15 protein-coding genes are annotated in these 17,294 nt (G+C 71.8%); 8 read left to right on the plus strand and 7 right to left on the minus strand.

Annotation, left to right across the window (positions count from 1 at the left end; translation table 11 throughout):
* Positions 1-375 precede the first annotated feature (375 nt).
* Positions 376-747: an FKBP-type peptidyl-prolyl cis-trans isomerase gene (locus ASD19_RS12480; protein WP_055993241.1), complete on the plus strand. Its 372-nt coding sequence runs from the start codon at positions 376-378 to the stop codon at positions 745-747.
* Positions 748-909: 162 nt separating this feature from the next.
* On the plus strand, positions 910-1,461 hold the full coding sequence (locus ASD19_RS12485; protein ID WP_055993243.1) for a YceI family protein: 552 nt from the start codon (positions 910-912) through the stop codon (positions 1,459-1,461).
* Positions 1,462-1,524: 63 nt separating this feature from the next.
* Here ASD19_RS12485 and ASD19_RS12490 read toward each other — a convergent pair whose 3' ends face one another.
* A complete protein-coding gene (locus ASD19_RS12490; protein ID WP_055993245.1) occupies positions 1,525-2,820 on the minus strand; it encodes an MFS transporter in 1,296 nt (431 codons plus the stop codon).
* 163 nt (positions 2,821-2,983) lie between these two features.
* Between ASD19_RS12490 and rpsO the strand changes: the two genes are divergently transcribed.
* Positions 2,984-3,253, plus strand: a complete 270-nt coding sequence (gene rpsO / locus ASD19_RS12495; RefSeq protein WP_055993247.1) for a 30S ribosomal protein S15 — start codon at positions 2,984-2,986, stop codon at positions 3,251-3,253.
* A gap of 966 nt (positions 3,254-4,219) precedes the next feature.
* On the opposite strand, the gene surE is transcribed toward rpsO, so the two are convergent.
* From surE to ASD19_RS12515, 4 genes are all read right to left on the minus strand, one after another.
* Positions 4,220-4,963 (minus strand): 5'/3'-nucleotidase SurE, encoded by a 744-nt coding sequence (surE, locus tag ASD19_RS12500; protein WP_055993249.1) that lies wholly within the window; start codon positions 4,961-4,963, stop codon positions 4,220-4,222.
* Positions 4,960-5,997, minus strand: a complete 1,038-nt coding sequence (locus ASD19_RS12505; RefSeq protein ID WP_055993251.1) for a 1-phosphofructokinase family hexose kinase — start codon at positions 5,995-5,997, stop codon at positions 4,960-4,962. Before ASD19_RS12505 ends, surE begins: the two co-directional genes overlap by 4 nt.
* 82 nt (positions 5,998-6,079) lie before the next feature.
* Positions 6,080-7,111 (minus strand): isopenicillin N synthase family dioxygenase, encoded by a 1,032-nt coding sequence (locus ASD19_RS12510; protein ID WP_055993253.1) that lies wholly within the window; start codon positions 7,109-7,111, stop codon positions 6,080-6,082.
* 109 nt (positions 7,112-7,220) lie between these two features.
* On the minus strand, positions 7,221-8,360 hold the full coding sequence (locus tag ASD19_RS12515; RefSeq protein WP_055993417.1) for an acyltransferase family protein: 1,140 nt from the start codon (positions 8,358-8,360) through the stop codon (positions 7,221-7,223).
* Positions 8,361-8,509: 149 nt separating this feature from the next.
* Here ASD19_RS12515 and ASD19_RS12520 point away from each other — a divergent pair, with 149 nt between their 5' ends.
* Positions 8,510-9,715, plus strand: coding sequence for an LLM class flavin-dependent oxidoreductase (locus ASD19_RS12520; RefSeq protein ID WP_200941117.1), 1,206 nt, complete (start codon positions 8,510-8,512; stop codon positions 9,713-9,715).
* Positions 9,716-9,744: 29 nt separating this feature from the next.
* The gene (locus ASD19_RS12525; protein WP_055993257.1) at positions 9,745-10,392 is read left to right on the plus strand and encodes an FMN reductase; all 648 of its coding nucleotides are present in this window, start codon (positions 9,745-9,747) and stop codon (positions 10,390-10,392) included.
* A gap of 44 nt (positions 10,393-10,436) precedes the next feature.
* Here the strand turns inward: ASD19_RS12525 and ASD19_RS12530 are convergent, their stop codons facing one another.
* The gene (locus ASD19_RS12530) at positions 10,437-11,024 is read right to left on the minus strand and encodes a DedA family protein (RefSeq protein WP_055993259.1); all 588 of its coding nucleotides are present in this window, start codon (positions 11,022-11,024) and stop codon (positions 10,437-10,439) included.
* A gap of 181 nt (positions 11,025-11,205) precedes the next feature.
* Between ASD19_RS12530 and ASD19_RS12535 the strand changes: the two genes are divergently transcribed.
* On the plus strand, positions 11,206-13,170 hold the full coding sequence (locus tag ASD19_RS12535; RefSeq protein ID WP_055993261.1) for a GDSL-type esterase/lipase family protein: 1,965 nt from the start codon (positions 11,206-11,208) through the stop codon (positions 13,168-13,170).
* A 15-nt stretch (positions 13,171-13,185) separates the two neighbouring features.
* Here ASD19_RS12535 and ASD19_RS12540 read toward each other — a convergent pair whose 3' ends face one another.
* Positions 13,186-13,389 carry a hypothetical protein gene (locus ASD19_RS12540; protein ID WP_055993419.1) on the minus strand — a complete coding sequence of 68 codons (204 nt, stop codon included), beginning with the start codon at positions 13,387-13,389 and terminating at the stop codon, positions 13,186-13,188.
* Between the two features lie 315 nt (positions 13,390-13,704).
* On the opposite strand from ASD19_RS12540, the gene ASD19_RS12545 reads away from it, so the two are divergent.
* Together ASD19_RS12545 and ASD19_RS12550 are read left to right on the plus strand one after the other, a co-directional pair.
* On the plus strand, positions 13,705-15,978 hold the full coding sequence (locus tag ASD19_RS12545) for a polyribonucleotide nucleotidyltransferase (RefSeq protein ID WP_055993263.1): 2,274 nt from the start codon (positions 13,705-13,707) through the stop codon (positions 15,976-15,978).
* 215 nt (positions 15,979-16,193) lie between these two features.
* Positions 16,194-17,258 carry an aldo/keto reductase gene (locus tag ASD19_RS12550; RefSeq protein ID WP_082543179.1) on the plus strand — a complete coding sequence of 355 codons (1,065 nt, stop codon included), beginning with the start codon at positions 16,194-16,196 and terminating at the stop codon, positions 17,256-17,258.
* The last annotated feature ends 36 nt before the right edge of the window (positions 17,259-17,294 follow it).

Below are 17,294 nucleotides of genomic sequence, written 5' to 3' on the forward strand. Positions count from 1 at the left end.
GGCTCCCGGGCGGATCGCCGCCGACCCGAGGCGGCATCCGGCAGGCAGCACCCTCGTGCGGACGCGCGATCGGGGCGTGTGCCCGGGTAGGAGCAGCAGATGTCCAGGTATGGCAATTCGGATCGGCACGGCGCCCACGCCGGCGCCCCGGGCGGGGTCCGCCGTCGCGGGGCGGTGCGCTGAATGCCGCCCGATCGGGCGGTTCTGGCCGGGTGGCTGCTGCTGGCCGGCCCCAGGCGGCGCATCGTCGCATGAGACCCGTCGCGGGCCGGGCGCAGCATCCCCTCGAGGCGCCCGGCCCGCGGCGTGCGCTGTCGGCGTAATCCGGCGACCGCGGGCCCCATCGCCCGCGGCGTTCATGGTTCGATGGATGCCATGAGCGCAGATCGCACCAAGCCCGAGTTCGACGCCCCGCAGGGCCCCGCCCCGTCGGAGCTCGTCGTCCGCGACCTCATCGTCGGCGACGGCGCCGAGGCCAAGCCCGGCGACACCGTCACCGTGCACTACGCCGGCGTCGAGTACGAGACCGGCGAGGAGTTCGACTCGTCGTGGAACCGCGGCGAGAGCATCCAGTTCCCGCTGCGCGGCCTGATCCAGGGCTGGCAGGACGGCATCCCCGGCATGAAGATCGGCGGCCGCCGCGAGCTGGTCATCCCGCCGCACCTCGCCTACGGCCCGGCCGGCGCGGGTCACTTCCTGAGCGGCAAGACGCTCATCTTCATCATCGACCTGATCGACGTCGCCTGATCTCGATCCGCTGAGGCGCCCCTCCGGCGCCCCTCCGGCCGTGCGGTGAGGGGCGTCTCGCCGTTTCCGGAGAATTCATCCGGCCGTCGTGGAATATATGCGCGCGCATAGGTATTGTCTCCTGTACACCGCCGATCACGGCACGACCTTCGAGGAGACCACATGACCATCGAGATCCCCGGCTACCGTCCCGGCACCTACGTCATCGACCCCGCGCACAGCGAGGTGGGCTTCAACGTCCGCCACATGATGATCTCCAAGGTGAAGGGCAGCTTCCACGTCATCGAGGGCACCATCGTCGCCCCCGAGAACCCGCTCGAGGCCAAGGTCTCGGCCAAGGCCGACGTCGCGTCGATCAACACCAAGGACGAGGGCCGCGACCAGCACCTCCGCTCGGCCGACTTCTTCGACGCCGAGAACCACCCCACCATCACGTTCGAGTCGACCGGCGTGCGCGAGCAGAACGGCGAGTTCCTCGTCGACGGCGACCTCACCATCAAGGGCGTCACCAAGCCCGTCACCTTCACGGTCGAGTTCGGCGGCTTCGGCGCCGACCCGTGGGGCAACTACAAGGCCGGCGCCACGGGCACCGCGACCGTCAACCGCGAGGATTTCGGCCTCACCTGGAACGCCGCGCTCGAGACCGGCGGCGTGCTGGTGGGCAAGGACGTCACCATCACGCTCGACCTGCAGGGTGCGCTCCAGCAGGACTGACATCACGGACGAGGGGCGGGTGCCACGGCACCCGCCTCTCGTCGCGTCCGCGGATCACCCGGGTCAGGGCGTGGGCGCCTCGGCGTCGTAGGCGCGGAAGCGGGTCGCGAAGCGCAGGATGACCGCCACGATGACGATGATCGCCACGCCGCCGACGAGCGGCGGGAACCACAGCGCGATGCCGGCCAGCGTTCCGGTGTAGAGCGCGCCGATCCGCGGCCCGCCGGCGACGACCACCATGAAGATGCCCTGCAGGCGGCCGCGCACGGCATCCGGGACCGCGGCCTGCAGCATCGTCTGGCGGAAGATCGCGCTGATGTTGTCGGCCGCGCCGGTCAGGGCCAGGCACGCGCACGCCAGCAGGATCAGCGCGACGTCGGGATGCGTCTCGTCCACCGTCCTCCCGCCGAGCTCGGCCACGAGAAGCACCAGCCCGAACAGCCCCGTCGCCAGGCCGAACGCCTGGATCGCGCGCGCGATCCCGACGCCCTGCCGGCGCACGGATCCGACCCGGCCCGAGAACAGGCTCGACACGAGCACGCCGACCGCGATCGACGCCATCAGCAGGCCCGACGTGACCTCGCCGCCGCCGAGCAGGACCACGCCCAGCGCGGGGAACAGGGCGATCGGCTGGCCGAACGTCATGGCGATCACATCCAGGACGAACTGCATCCGGATGTTCGGGGCTACCTTCAGGAACCCCAGGCCGTCGATGATCGACCGCAGCCCCGGCCGGTCGGTCTGCCCCTCGGGCGGCAGGGGAGGCAGGGTCGCGATGCCGAGGAACAGAGACAGCGTCAGCACCGCGTCGATCGTGTAGGTGATGGGGTAGCCGAACGCCGCGACCAGCAGGCCTCCGAGCGCCGGCCCGGCCATCACCATGATCCCGGCGGTGATGCCCGTGAGCGCGGCGGCCGCCGGGATGAGGTGCGTGCCGACCAGCGCGGGCGTCATCGCGGCCTTCGTGGCCGATGCGACGGTGGTCGCGGCCGAGCTCGCGATCGACAGCGCGTACAGCCACGCCTCGTTCACCAGGCCCGACCACGCGAGCACCGCGAGCAGCACCGTGGCGCTCCAGCCGATCGCCGCGGCGACCAGCGCCACGAGCCGGCGGTCGAAGTGATCGGCGAGCATGCCCCCGCAGAGCCCCGCCACGATCATCGGCACGAGACCCGCGACCGCGATCATCGACACCGCGAAGGTCGATCCCGTCAGGGCGAACATGTGCAGCATCACGGCCGTGATCGTGAGCTGGCCGCCCAGACCTCCCAGCAGCGTCCCCACCCACAGTCGCGCGAACGCGGGGCTCTGGGTCAGCGGACGCAGGTCGATGAGATGTCCGCCGCCGGTTCGAGCCACGAGAAGACATTAGTCCGTGCGCGAACGGCCGGGCGCCGTGCGGTCGCCGAGGTCGCCGGACGCTGGTAGACTCACGTGGTTGCCGTTCGATCGGCCGCGGATAAAGAGAGCTCGCGCATCAGGCGTCGGGCGCCGCGCAACGAAGAGGAAGGGGATCGGTTCTATGGCACTGGAAGCAGACGTCAAGAAGGCGATCATCGAAGAGTACGCGACGCACCCCGGTGACACCGGTTCCCCCGAGGTGCAGGTCGCGATGCTGACGCAGCGCATCAAGGACCTCACCGAGCACCTCAAGGAGCACAAGCACGACCACCACTCGCGTCGTGGCCTGTTCCTGCTCGTCGGTCAGCGCCGCCGTCTGCTCGGCTACCTCCAGGACATCGACATCGAGCGCTACCGCTCGCTGATCGAGCGTCTCGGTCTGCGCCGCTGAGCTGAGAGCAGCAGAGCGCACCAGCGTTCAATCGTCTTCGAGAGATCCCGTCCCAGGTGTGGGGCGGGATCTCTTGCTTTTTCAGGAGCGTCTCGCACGCTCGCGCCGACGCTCCGCGCCGGACACTCGCGAGCGAGGAACGTCGCTGCGCTCCTCGCTCGCTTCGCTCGCACGTTCTTTTCAGGAGCGGTCGCACGCTTCGGGGCCGCAAGCGGCACCCTTGCGAGCGAGGAACGTCGCTTCGCTCCGTTCGGCAGCGCTTCGCGCTGCGGGGTCGCTTCGCTCCACGCTCGCTTCGCTCGCACGACCGTAGATGACCGGGGGTTCTCCCCGGTCGTTGAGCGGAGCGCAGCGGAGNCAAGCGGCACCCTTGCGAGCGAGGAACGTCGCTTCGCTCCGTTCGGCAGCGCTTCGCGCTGCGGGGTCGCTTCGCTCCACGCTCGCTTCGCTCGCACGTTCTTTTCAGGAGCGGTCGCACGCTGCGGGGCCGCAAGCGGCACCCTTGCGAGCGAGGAACGTCGCTTCGCTCCGTTCGGCAGCGCTTCGCGCTGCGGGGTCGCTTCGCTCCACGCTCGCTTCGNCAAGCGGCACCCTTGCGAGCGAGGAACGTCGCTTCGCTCCGTTCGGCAGCGCTTCGCGCTGCGGGGTCGCTTCGCTCCACGCTCGCTTCGCTCGCACGACCGTAGATGACCGGGGGTTCTCCCCGGTCGTTGAGCGGAGCGCAGCGGAGTCGAAACGGGCGCTCACCCTGTGGTCGTTGAGCGACGAGCGCCAGCGAGGAGTCGAAACGGGCTGAGCGAGCGCAGCGAGTCGAAGCCGGACCCGCACCCGGTCGTTGAGCGGAGCGAAGCGGAGTCGAAACGGGCTGATCCCCACGGCTACCCCACACGCCGCTTCGCGGCGCGCGGGGCCCCTCGCCGCGTGGGCCCAGAGCGCAGCGAGTCGAAGCCGCCCCGCCCCACGGCTTCACCCCTCGTAGCCGAGGTGGCGGTGCAAGACCGGCTCGATGCCCGTGAGCGTCGCGTAGCCGTCCGCGAGCAGCGCGGCATCCGTCCCCGGCTGCGGGACGTGCGGCAGGTCCTCGACCGCGAGCCGGATGTGCTTGTGGCCGCGCTCGCTCAGCGTGGTCTGCACGATGCCGAACGGGGCCAGGGGCGCCTCGCGGATCCCGCGATGCTCGGGCGCGTTCGGCACGTTGAGGTTGACCACGGAGCCCTTCTCCAGCGACATCAGGAACGGCAGTGCGTCGATCGCGGTCTGGGCGGCCGCGTCCCACTCGAACACCTCAGGGCGCATGCCGACGTCGAGCGACACCGCGAGCCCCCACGCGCCGTTCAGCCCGCCGGTCAGCGCCGCGCCGACCGTGCCCGAGTGCAGGATGGCGCGCCCCACGTTCGCACCGTGGTTCACGCCCGACAGCACCAGATCGAACGTGTCGCCGAATGCCCCGTGGGCCGCGATCAGCGCGATCAGGCCCGGGCCGCCGCGGACCGCGAACGCGGGGAGCTCCTCCAGCCCGTCGATCTCCCGGCGGTCCACGGCGATCCGGCCCTCCTCCTCGCCGGCGACGATGGACGCGCTGGCGCCGCTGGACTGCCGCTCGGGCGCCGCGATCGTCACGTCCAGACCGTGCTCGCGCGCGGCGCGCGCCAGCGCGTGCAGGCCGGGGGCGTCGATGCCGTCGTCGTTCGTGACCAGGGTGCGCGTCATGCGGGGTCCTCCGGCGCGGGCTCCTCGTGATGCGGGCGATGATCGGTCGGCTCGGCCAGCGCGGCGAGGCCGTCGGGGCTGACGCGGCCGTGGCTGTCGTCCGAGTCGTCGGCCGAGGGGCCCCGGAGCGCTCGCACCCGCACGCTGTCCCTCAGGCGCGCGATCGTCTCCTGCTCGCCCGTGCCGAGCCCGTGGCGGGTCACGTTGAGCGCGCCCGCCGCGGCTCCGGTCAGGATCGCCTCGCGCAGCGGCTCGCCGGCGGCCAGCCCCGCGCACACGCCGGCGGTGAGCGAGTCGCCGCCGCCCCGGGTGTCGGTCGTCTGCAGCGCGGGCGGCGTCACCTCGTGAACGGTGCGGCCGTCCAGCACCAGGAAAGGCCGGTCCGCGCGGGTCACGATCACGTCGCGCGCGCCGCGGTCCCGCAGGGCCTCCATGGCCGCGACGACCGAGCCGACGTCCTCGCCCTCCAGAAGCCCGTCCGCGCGCAGCTCCTCGTCGCTGACCTTCAGGAGGTCGACGCCGCCCTCGAGCGCCGCGGTCATCCGGTCGCCCGCGAGGTCGACGACGACGCGCACGTCGTTGGTCCGCAGATCGGCGGCCAGGCGCCGGTAGGTGTCCGCGGGCAGCGCGCCCTCGCCGTGGGGGCCGCTCAGGATCGTCAGCCCCGAGGCGATGCCCTCGCGCAGGGTCGCGCCGTACAGCTCGTCCAGCTCGTGGCGGCCGAGCGGATCCCCGTCCATCTCGGCGACCTCCGTGCGCTGCCCGTCGCGGCGGTCGTGCACGTACGCGGCGCCGCGGCCCGACCGCTCGACCGCGACCACGCGGAAGCCCTCGTCCTCGAGCAGGCGCTGCACCACGCGCCCGGTCTCCCCGGTGAGCGCGCAGCAGATCGTGACGCGCACACCCAGGCGGCGGAGCATCCGGCCCTGCCAGACCCCCTGGCCTCCGGCGTGGATGTGGATGTCGGGCCGCGCGTCCTGCTCCTCTATCGTGATCGTGAGCGCGGGTGACGGCGCGAAGATCGTGACGTCCATACGGCCGAGGCTAGAACGGCGGCGCCCGCGCGGTCAGCCCCTTGCGGGGCCGCCGCGCGGGCGCTACCGATGACCGGGAGGACTACGCCTTGGCGCGCGCCGCCAGGAGATCGGCGTGCCAGCGCTCCGCCACGTCGGGGTGGGCGCGGAGGCGGTACTTCAGGGCGTTCTCGCCGTACAGCGTGTGGATGGGGTTGCTCGGGTCGTCCTCGACGCCGCGCGCCAGGGCCGCCAGCTCGGCGGGCAGCTGCAGCGTCGGCATGTAGTCGTCCAGGCCCGGGTTGAAGAAGAACGGCACCGAGATGCGGTCCTCGGGGTACCGGGGCGACACGACGCGGTGGTTCGTCGCACGCAGGTAGCCCTGCGTGGCCGCCTCGAGCATCTCGCCGATGTTGACCACGAACGCGCCCGGCACCGGGGGAGCGTCGACCCAGTAGCGGTTGCCGTCCGCGTCCTCGCGCTCGACCTGCAGCCCGCCCCGGCCCGGCTCGATCCACAGGAGCGTGAGCACGCCGCCGTCCTTGTGCGCGCCGACGCCCTGCTGCGGCTCCGGCTCGGTCGATCCCGGGTACCGGACGATCTTGATGAGCGACGACGGGTCCTGGAACGCGCCGTCGAAGAAGTCCTCCTCGGCGCCGAGCGAGAGCGCCCAGGCGCGCAGCAGCCGGCGCGACACGTCCGACAGCCGGTCGTGCCACTCCTCGACGACCTCGCGCAGCTCGGGCAGGGCCTCGGGCCACAGGTTCGGGCCCGTCAGGCGCTGGTAGTCCGGTGCCTCGGGGTCGGTCACGACCTCGCGCTCGGGACCGATGTCGATCTGCTCGCGGAAGTCGACCTTGCCCTGCGTCAGCTCGCCGCCGAGCCGCGTGTAGCCGCGGAACTGGGGGCTCTTGATGTTCTCGATCGCGAGCTTCTGCTCCTCGGGGAGGGCGAAGAACTCCCGCGCGACGCGGTGCAGGCGCGCCTCGAGCTCGGGAGAGACTCCCGTGCCGGTGAGGTAGAAGAACCCGACGTCCCGCGTCGCGGCGGCGAGCTCGTCGCGGAAGCGCGCGGCCGCTTCGTCGCCCGCGTCGAGCTGGGACATGTCGAGGATCGGCAGGTTGAGGTCGGTCATGTCACCACGCTACGACGGTCGGGGGTCCGACGGATCCCCGCGGGCGGCACTGTTACGGCGGGGGCTCGCCGCGGGTGCTCGCGAGGGCCCTGTCGTCACATGGAGCGGGTCAGGACCGTGGCTCGGCGCGCGGGCGGCGCGATCCCGTCGGGTCGATCCCGCGGCCGGCCTGCGGCGTGATGCCGGGGTCGGCGAACAGCCACCGCGAGCGGGGTTCGATCAGCGGCCGGAACAGCCACCGCACGGGGCGCGACGCGAGCAGCAGCGTGATCGCGACCGACAGGATGCACACGAGCGGCAGCCACAGCCACGTCGGCTCGAGATCGCGCAGCGCGCCGGACTCGCGGAACGGGTAGAGCACGAACGAGTGCAGCAGATAGATGTACATCGTGTACGTGCCGAAGCGCGTGAACCAGAAGCCGCCGCGCGGCACGAGCACGAAGAACGCCGCGCACAGGATGAGCGCCACCAGCATGAGCGCGAGCCGCACGCCGCCGGCCCACCACGGGGCGTCGCCGAGGAAGTGCGCGTAGTCCTGGTCGTAGAAGAGCCAGTTGCGCATGTCCATGGCCTCCCAGCCGGGAAGCCCCGCCCAGGCGGTCCACCCGGCGAGCGCGAACACCGCGAGCGCGGTCAGCCGCGCCCACCACGCCTTTCGCTCGAGCAGGCGCAGCCGGTCGACCACATCGTGCTCGCGCAGCCACCATCCCAGCGCGAAGAACGGAAGGAAGCCGAGCGTGCGCGACAGGGAGAACGTGCTGTCGACGTTCGGGAGGTAGCCGACGCCGATCGAGATCAGGACGGTCCACAGCAGCGGCCACCGCAGGAGCGCCAGGTAGGGGAGCACGAGGCGGAAGATGCCGAGCGCCAGCAGGAACCACAGCGTCCACGACGGCTGCGTCAGGTTCGGATCGGGGTCACCCTCGACCAGGCCCTTCGTGATCCACCACAGCGCCTCGAAGATGATGTACGGCACCAGGATGTCCGTGATGACGCGCGCCATCTGCCGCCGCGTGGGCGGGTCGGCCTTCGAGAAGTAGCCCGAGATGATCGCGAACGCGGGCATGTGGAACGCGTACACGACCAGATACAGGGCGTACGCGATGTCGGAGTCGTACGTCAGCCGCTGGATCGCGTGGCCCAGCACCACGAGCACGATGCACGCGAAGCGCGCGTTGTCCCAGTAGGGGACGCGTCGGCGCGGGCGGGGGACGGCCCCCGTCGTCGGGGCGTTCGGTGCCGAGCTCATCCCGATCACGCTACCGTCGCGGCGCGCGGCATGCGGGAATAGATCTGGCGATCGCGTGTTGAAGCGGGTATATTCAAGCGCATACAAATGCGGCCCACCCCACGCACCCGCCGAACGACGGGCAGATCGGAGATGAACAGATGAGCCAGATGCAGTTCGGCATCTTCTCGGTCAGCGACATCACCGCCGACCCGACCACGGGCCACACGCCCAGCGAGGCGGAGCGCATCCGCGACATCGTCACGATCGCCAAGCACGCCGAGGAGGTCGGTCTCGACGTCTTCGCGCTCGGCGAGCACCACAACCCGCCGTTCTTCTCGTCGTCGCCCACGACGACGCTCGCGTACATCGGCGCGCAGACGACGGACCTCATCCTGTCGACCGCCACGACGCTCATCACCACGAACGACCCGGTGAAGATCGCCGAGGACTACGCGATGCTGCAGCACCTCACGGGCGGCCGCGTCGACCTCGTGATGGGCCGCGGCAACACCGGCCCGGTGTACCCCTGGTTCGGTCAGGACATCCGCCAGGGCCTGCCGCTCGCGATCGAGAACTACGCGCTGCTGCGCCGCCTCTGGGACGAGGACGTCGTCGACTGGGAGGGCAAGTTCCGCTCGCCGCTGCAGGGCTTCACGGCGACCCCCCGTCCGCTGGGCGGCGTGCCGCCGTTCGTGTGGCACGGATCCATCCGCACCCCGGAGATCGCCGAGCAGGCCGCGTACTACGGAGACGGCTTCTTCGCGAACAACATCTTCTGGCCCAAGGAGCACTACCAGCGCCTGATCGCGCTGTACCGCCAGCGCTACGCGCACTACGGACACGGCACGCCCGAGCAGGCGATCGTGGGCCTCGGCGGCCAGGCGTTCATGGCCAAGAACTCGCAGGACGCGGTCAACGCCTTCCGTCCCTACTTCGACAACGCCCCGGTCTACGGCCACGGCCCGTCGATGGAGGACTTCATGGAGATGACGCCGCTCACCGTCGGCTCGCCGCAGCAGGTCATCGACCGCTACGCCGCGATGCGGGACTACTACGGCGACTACCAGCGCCAGCTGTTCCTGATAGACCACGCCGGCCTGCCGCTCAAGACCGTGCTCGAGCAGCTCGACCTGCTCGGCGGCGAGGTCGTCCCGGTGCTGCGCAGGGAGCTCGCGCAGAACCGTCCGGAGAGCGTGCCGGACGCGCCCACGCACGCCGCGCGCGTCAAGGCCGTCTACGGCGACGCCGCGCCCCGCGAGGCGCGGCCCACGTCGGCGGGCGGCAACAACCTGACCGTCGGCGGTCCCTACCAGGACACCCCCGCCGCCGCCCCGAAGGCCGGCTCGGCCTTCGGCAGCGCCGCGACCCGCTGACCCCCCCGAGACCCCACAAGGAGATCGACATGACCGACACGCGCCGCATCGCCGTCGTCTCGGCGGGACTGTCCACGCCGTCGTCCACGCGGATGCTCGCCGACCGCCTCGCGGCCGCGACCGTCGCCGAGCTCGACGAGCGCGGCATCACGGGCGAGGCCGAGGTGTTCGAGCTGCGCGACTACGCGCACGACATCACCAACAACCTGCTGGCCGGCTTCGCTCCGCCCGCGCTCGAGAAGATGCTCACCCAGGTCGCCACGGCCGACGCGCTGATCGTCGTGACGCCGATCTTCTCGACGAGCTACTCGGGGCTGTTCAAGTCGTTCATCGACATCCTCGACCGCGAGGCGCTGAGCGGCAAGCCGGTGCTGATCGGCGCGAACGCGGGCACGGCCCGGCACTCGCTCGCGATCGACTACGCCATCCGCCCGCTGTTCGCCTACCTGCACGCCGAGCCGGTCTCGACGGGCGTGTTCGCGGCCTCGAGCGACTGGGGCGGCAAGGAGGACGAGGTCGCCCCGCTGAGCTCGCGCATCGAGCGCGGCGCGCGCGAGCTCGCCGAGGCCATCGCGGCCAAGCCCTCGCTCACCGAGGCCGACCCGTTCGACCCCGACACCTACCTGGGCCAGGGCCGCTCGTTCGGCCACCTGCTGGGAGGCCTCGCGGGGGAGTGACCCGCACGATCGAAGGCCCGGACCGCGCGCGGTCCGGGCCTTCGTCATGCGGCCGGGCGGATGCGCCCGATCGCGAAGTCGATCGTCCAGCCGACCGCGAGTGCGATGGCGATCGAGATGAGCACCGCCACGACGGCGCCGCCGGGCACGATGGAGGCGATCGCCGCGCCCACGAGCGCCTGGAACGCGGCCCAGGCCGTGGCGGCCACGGCGGCGATCGGCAGGTAGCGCACCGCAGGCACGCCCGCGGCGCCCGCCGAGAGGTTGACCGCGAGCCGGCCGAACGGGATGAACCGCGCCGTGAACACCGCCGTGGCGGCGTGCGTGCGCAGGCGCGTCGATGCCCAGTCCATCGCCTGCTGCGGCCGCGGGTGCTGCAGGACGCGCCACGTGCGCGGGTGCGGGAGCCGGCCGATCGTGTAGCACGACGCATCGCCCGCGAACGCCGCGAGCGCCCCGATCAGGATCACCGACCACAGCGGCGGCAGCCCGCTCGCCGCCGCGACGCTGCCGAGGGCCGTCACGGCCACCTCGCCGGGGACGACCACCAGGAACGCGTCGGCGAAGACCACCCCGGCGAGCACCGCGAGCGCCCAGGGGTTCGCCGCGAGCCCGACGATCATCGCGTCCATGACACGTGTGTACCCGACGCCGGTGAACGACCGGAGAACGCGCCCCGCTCATCGCCCGCGGGGCCGATCCGGTGACCGCCCGGGGGTGCGCCGGTGAAGGATGGGCAACTCCGGATGAACGCTCGGGGAACCCGGGCGTCCCCGGCCGTCTGCGACGGCCGCCGCGCGTCACCCTGGAAGCGTGAGAATCGCGCTGGTCGCAGAGTCCTTCCTGCCCCACATGAACGGGGTCACGCACTCCGTTCTGCAGATGATCCGTCACTTCGAGGCCCGCGGTCACGAGACCCTCGTCGTCGCCCCCGACGCGGGCGAGGCGGCCGAGCGGGCGCCGCACGGCCGCACAGAGCTGCTGCCCTCGGTGGCCATGCCGTCCTATCCGGACGTGCGCGTCGCCTACCCGACGACCGCGCGCCTGGCCCGCGTGCTGCGCGACTTCCACCCGGACGTCGTCCACCTCGCGTCCCCGTTCGCGCTCGGCTGGAAGGGTCAGGTCGCCGCCGACACGCTGCGCCTGCCCAGCGTCGCGGTCTACCAGACCGACGTGATCGCGTACGCCGAGCGCTACGGCCTGCCCGGCGCGGCGCCCCTCGCCTCGGCCCACGTGGCCCGGCTCCACAAGCGCGCCACGCTCACGCTCGCGCCGTCGTCCGCCTCGGAGGGGCAGCTGTCGGCGCTCGGCATCGACCGCCTGCGCCGCTGGGGTCGCGGCGTCGACGCCGAGCGGTTCCGCCCCGACCGCCGCAGCGAGAGCTGGCGCGCCCGCATCGCGCCCGGCGAGCTCCTGGTCGGCTACGTCGGCCGTCTCGCCGCCGAGAAGCAGGTCGAGGACCTGCGCGTGCTGACCGACCTGCCGGGCGTGCGGCTCGTGATCATCGGAGACGGACCCGAGCGCGAGCGCCTCGAGCGGCAGCTCCCCGGCGCCGTGTTCACGGGCTTCCTGGGCGGCGACCAGCTGGCCCGCGCGCTCGCGAGCCTCGACGTCTTCGTCCACCCGGGCGAGAGCGAGACCTTCTGTCAGACCGTGCAGGAGGCCCTGGCGAGCGGTGTGCCGGTGGTCGCGACCGGCCGCGGCGGCCCCGTCGATCTGGTCCGCTCCAGCGTCGACGGCTGGCTCTACCGGCCCGGCGACCTCGACGACCTGCGCGCGCGGGTGCTCGACCTCACGGGCGACGACGCCAAGCGCCGCTCCTTCGGCGAGGCCGCGCGCGAGAGCGTCGCCGAGCGCACCTGGGAGTCGCTCGGCGACCAGCTGCTCGGCTACTACCGCGAGGCCCAGCGGCTCCGGCCGATCGACGACGCCAGCCGCGCGCGCGGCCTCGCCCGGCCCGACTCCGTGCAGCCGCCGCAGGCGCGCGCGTGGAAGCGCTACGTCGCCCTGGGCGACTCGCTGACCGAGGGCCTGTGCGACACGTCGCGCATGGAGAACGGCGAGTACCGCGGATGGGCGGACCGCCTCTCGACCATGCTCGCCCAGGGCCGCGGCCGGTTCCAGTACGCGAACCTCGCCGTGCGCAGCCGCCGCGTGCGCGACCTCGTCCACGAGCAGGCTCCCCAGGCGCTCGCGATGCGGCCCGACCTGGTCTCGGTGTTCATGGGCGCCAACGACCTCGTCGGCCACGGGGCCGATCCGCTGCGCCTCGCGGCGCACGTCGAGAAGGTGGTGCGCGACATCCGCGCGACCGGCGCAGACGTGCTGCTCGTGACGCCGTTGCTGCCCGACCGGCGCCCGGCGCGCATCTTCGCCCGGCGCTTCGCGCTCTACGCGGTCGAGCTGCGCCGCATCGCGGCCGAGACCGACTCGTACCTGCTCGACGCGGCCGCCCTGCCCGCGCTGGGGGACCGGTCGATGTATGCGGACGACAAGGTGCACCTCAGCTCGCGCGGGCACCGGTACCTCGCCTACCGCGCGGCGGAGGCGCTGGGCATCCCGGACGCGGAGGCGCTCGGCCGGCTCGACGACGCCCTGCACGGGTTCGACGCCGGCGAGGAGCCGGCGCCGCAGACCGACTGGCTGCGGGAGCATGCGCTGCCGTGGGTGTGGCGCCGCATGCGCGGCCGGACGGCGGGCGACGGCATGGTCTCCAAGCACGCCGACTACATCGTCATCCCGGGACGCAACGCGCCCAAGCGCAGCAAGCTCGGCTGACGCGCGGGGGAGCGCCTACTCCTCGATGCCGCCGAGGCCGCGGGCCTCGTCGCGCTCGTCCTCGACGAGCGGATCCGGCTCGTCCTCGACGCTCTCGTCGGGGTCGAGCGTGGGCGGCGGCAGCTCGAGCTCCGTCTCGTCGTCCAGGTCGACGATGCGCTCGTCGTCGGGGATGACGGGGCGCTCCTCATCGGGCAGCGGATCGCGGAAGTCGCTCATGGCGCCCACGATACGCGCGCCGCGCCGCCGGGCGACAGGGCCTGACCGGATCGGGTTTCCGCTGGTAGGGTGGGAAAGGCTCTCCGAGCGGGAGCCGAACAATTCCATACGTGAAGTAGGAGCAGGCTGGCAGGAAGCTGGTCCCCTGAAGTGGTCTCCCAGGCCCGGATCCCGGATCCGTCTCTGGTGGATTTCTCCTGGTGGCCAGCGCAGGCGAGCGTGAACGATGCGCCTTGAGCCCATATCTGCCTGTTCCCTGCTCCTGACGTAGCTGCGCGGCGCTCTGCCGCGCACAGACTGAAGGAGACAGACCTCTTGGAAGGTCCTGAAATCACCGCCGCCGAGGCCGTTCTCGACAACGGCCGCTTCGGCACCCGCACGATCCGCTTCGAGACCGGTCGTCTCGCGCAGCAGGCGCAGGGCGCCGTCGCCGCATACCTCGACGAGGAGACGATGCTCCTCTCGGCCACGAGCGCGAGCAAGCACCCGCGCGAGGGCTTCGACTTCTTCCCGCTGACCGTCGACGTCGAGGAGCGCTCGTACGCCGCCGGTAAGATCCCGGGCTCGTTCTTCCGCCGCGAGGGTCGCCCCTCGACGGAGGCCATCCTGGTCTGCCGCCTGATCGACCGGCCGCTGCGCCCGTCGTTCGTCGACGGCCTGCGCAACGAGATCCAGATCGTCGTCACGGTCCTCTCGATCGCGCCCGGCGAGTTCTACGACGCGCTCGCGATCAACGCCGCGTCGGCGTCGACCCAGATCTCGGGTCTGCCGTTCTCGGGCCCCATCGCGGGTGTGCGCCTGGCGCTCATCCCCGGCCAGGGCGAGAACGCCGACCAGTGGGTCGCGTTCCCGAACGCCGAGCTGCTCGAGTCGGCCGTCTTCGACCTCGTGGTCGCGGGACGCGTCGTCACGAAGGAGGACGGCTCCGAGGACGTCGCGATCATGATGGTCGAGGCGGAGGCCACGGAGCACAGCTGGAACCTGATCAAGTCGGGCGCCACGAAGCCGAGCGAGGAGATCGTGGCCCAGGGCCTCGAGGCCTCGAAGCCCTTCATCAAGCAGCTCGTCGCCGCCCAGGCGGAGATGGCCGCGAAGTCGTCGAAGGAGCCGCTGGAGTTCCCGGTCTTCCCCGCCTACAGCGAGGAGACGTTCGCGTTCGTGAACGAGCGCGCCTACGACGAGCTGGCGAAGGTCTACCAGATCGCCGACAAGCAGACGCGTCAGGCCGCCGACGACGAGGTCAAGGACCGCGTCAAGGCCGAGCTGATCGAGAAGGTCGAGGCCGGCGAGCTGCCCGCCGCGGCCCCGCTCGAGTTCGCCGCCGCCTACAAGTCGGTCACCAAGAAGATCGTGCGCGGCCGCATCCTGACCGAGGGCGTCCGCATCGACGGCCGCGGTCTGGCCGACATCCGCCCGCTCGACGCCGAGGTGCAGGTCATCCCGCGCGTCCACGGCTCGGCGATCTTCCAGCGCGGCGAGACCCAGATCCTGGGCGTCACCACGCTGAACATGCTCAAGATGGAGCAGCAGATCGACTCGCTGTCGCCCACGACGAGCAAGCGGTACATGCACCACTACAACTTCCCGCCCTACTCGACCGGTGAGACCGGCCGCGTGGGCAGCCCGAAGCGTCGCGAGATCGGGCACGGCTTCCTGGCCGAGCGCGCGCTCGTGCCGGTGCTGCCGAGCCGCGAGGAGTTCCCCTACGCGATCCGCCAGGTCTCGGAGGCGCTGGGCTCGAACGGCTCGACGTCGATGGGCTCGGTCTGCGCCTCGACGCTGTCGCTGCTGAACGCCGGTGTGCCGCTGCGCGCCTCGGTCGCCGGCATCGCCATGGGCCTGGTCTCGGACGAGGTCGACGGCCAGACGCGCTACGCCGCGCTGACCGACATCCTCGGCGCCGAGGACGCCCTGGGCGACATGGACTTCAAGGTCGCGGGCACGCGCGAGTTCGTCACGGCGATCCAGCTCGACACCAAGCTCGACGGCATCCCCTCGGAGGTGCTGGCCGGCGCGCTGACGCAGGCGAAGGACGCGCGTCTGCGCATCCTCGAGGTGCTCGACGCCGCGATCGACGCCCCGGACGAGATGGCGCCGACGGCTCCGCGCGTGATCAGCGTGCAGATCCCCGTCGACAAGATCGGCGAGCTGATCGGCCCCAAGGGCAAGACGATCAACGCGATCCAGGACGAGACCGGCGCGCAGATCTCGATCGAGGAGGACGGCACCGTCTACATCGGCGCGACCGACGGCCCCTCGGCCGAGGCCGCCCGTGCCCAGGTGAACGCGATCGCCAACCCCACCAACCCGGAGGTCGGCGAGCAGTTCCTCGGCACGGTCGTGAAGATCATCCCGTCGGGCGCGTTCATCTCGCTGCTGCCCGGCAAGGACGGTCGCATGCACGTGACGCAGATCCGCAAGCTGAACGGCGGCAAGCGCGTCGAGAACATCGAGGACGTCGTGTCCGTGGGTCAGAAGATCCTCGTGCGCATCGCCGAGATCGACGACCGCGGCAAGATGGCCCTCGAGCCCGTCATCGACGAGAACGAGGCGCAGGCCGAGCAGACCGAGGCTCCCGCCGAGGCCTGATCCGTCCGAGTCCGCGAACGCCCCGCTCATCCTCCGGATGGGCGGGGCGTTCCGCGTGGGGGACGTCCACCTGGCGCGATCCCACAAGCGCGTGACGAAAGCGTTATCGGCGCGGCGAGCGCGGGCGTCCGGGGCCTGGAATACGCTCGAAGCACACGCCGATCGCTGGCGTGACACGGGCGCACCTCCCCGGTCGCCCGTGAGGGGGTGGGGGCATGGACGAGGCACAGGCCGGCAGGGCCCGATCCGGTGACGGGTCGACTCCGCAGACGCCGCTCGCGGTCGCCCTCGAGCGCCCGGGAGTCGCCTCCGAGCACCCCTCGGCGCCGATCCCGGTGCAGGGCCCCTCGCTGGGCTCCTTCCTCCGCGAGACGCTCGGCGACACGGGCCTCGAGGTCTTCCCGCTCATGCTCGGCGGCGCCGAGTTCGGCTGGACCACCGACCAGGAGCGCGCGCACGCGCTCCTCGACCACTTCGTCGCGGCGGGCGGCAACGCGGTGCACACCGCCGACTGCTACGCGGCCGGACGCAGCGAGCACATCATCGGGCGCTGGATGGCCACGCGCCGCGTGCGCGACGACATCGTGCTGGCCGTGCGCGTCGGCGACCACCCCGACAACCCCGGACTGGGGTCGGTCAACCTGGTGCGCGCCGTGGAGGCGTCGCTGACGCGTCTCGGCACCGACCGGATCGACGTGCTGTACCTCGACGCGTCGGCCGAGCGGGTGCGGTCCATCGAGGACACGCTGGCGACCGCCGAGTGGCTGATCGAGGCCGGCAAGGTGCGGCACGTCGGCGCGTACGCGTTCACGGCCGAGCACCTCGTGGAGGCGCGCATCCTGGCGTCCGCGGGCTACCCGCGCCTCGAGGCGCTCGACGTGCCCTACAACCTCATGAGGCGCCGCGAGTTCGAGGGCGACATCCGGCTCGTGGCCGGAGCGCAGGGCCTGGCCGTGACGCCGTCTCACGCGCTCGAGCACGGGTTCCTTTCCGGCCGGCACCGCAGCCGCCGCGACATCACGACCCTGGCCCGCGGGCACCAGCTGGCCGAGTCCCTGAACCGCCGGGGCACGCGCGTGCTGAAGGCGCTCGACGCGATCTCGGCCGAGCTCGGGGTGCCGCATGCAGCGATCGCGATGGCCTGGCTGCTGGCCCAGCGCGGCGTGGTCGCGCCCATCGTGAACGCATACTCGCCGACGCACATCGACGAGCTCGTGCAGGGCGTCGGCGTGCGCCTCACCCGCGGCCACCTCTCCGACCTGACGAAGGCCGCCGAGTAGACCGGGCGTCCCGCTGTGTGACGCTTCCGTGACCGT

Origin of the sequence: Microbacterium sp. Root53 (genome assembly GCF_001426925.1) — a bacterium.
Classification (GTDB): domain Bacteria; phylum Actinomycetota; class Actinomycetes; order Actinomycetales; family Microbacteriaceae; genus Microbacterium.

Bases quoted from the DNA above. Each gene is read 5' to 3' on its own strand.
- ASD19_RS12480 (WP_055993241.1), top strand. From the start codon at position 376: ATGAGCGCAGATCGCACCAAGCCCGAGTTCGACGCCCCGCAGGGCCCC.
- ASD19_RS12485 (WP_055993243.1), top strand. From the start codon at position 910: ATGACCATCGAGATCCCCGGCTACCGTCCCGGCACCTACGTCATCGAC.
- rpsO (WP_055993247.1), top strand. From the start codon at position 2,984: ATGGCACTGGAAGCAGACGTCAAGAAGGCGATCATCGAAGAGTACGCG.
- surE (WP_055993249.1), bottom strand. From the start codon at position 4,963: ATGACGCGCACCCTGGTCACGAACGACGACGGCATCGACGCCCCCGGC.
- ASD19_RS12505 (WP_055993251.1), bottom strand. From the start codon at position 5,997: ATGGACGTCACGATCTTCGCGCCGTCACCCGCGCTCACGATCACGATA.
- ASD19_RS12510 (WP_055993253.1), bottom strand. From the start codon at position 7,111: ATGACCGACCTCAACCTGCCGATCCTCGACATGTCCCAGCTCGACGCG.
- ASD19_RS12515 (WP_055993417.1), bottom strand. From the start codon at position 8,360: ATGAGCTCGGCACCGAACGCCCCGACGACGGGGGCCGTCCCCCGCCCG.
- ASD19_RS12520 (WP_200941117.1), top strand. From the start codon at position 8,510: ATGCAGTTCGGCATCTTCTCGGTCAGCGACATCACCGCCGACCCGACC.
- ASD19_RS12525 (WP_055993257.1), top strand. From the start codon at position 9,745: ATGACCGACACGCGCCGCATCGCCGTCGTCTCGGCGGGACTGTCCACG.
- ASD19_RS12530 (WP_055993259.1), bottom strand. From the start codon at position 11,024: ATGGACGCGATGATCGTCGGGCTCGCGGCGAACCCCTGGGCGCTCGCG.
- ASD19_RS12540 (WP_055993419.1), bottom strand. From the start codon at position 13,389: ATGAGCGACTTCCGCGATCCGCTGCCCGATGAGGAGCGCCCCGTCATC.
- ASD19_RS12550 (WP_082543179.1), top strand. From the start codon at position 16,194: ATGGACGAGGCACAGGCCGGCAGGGCCCGATCCGGTGACGGGTCGACT.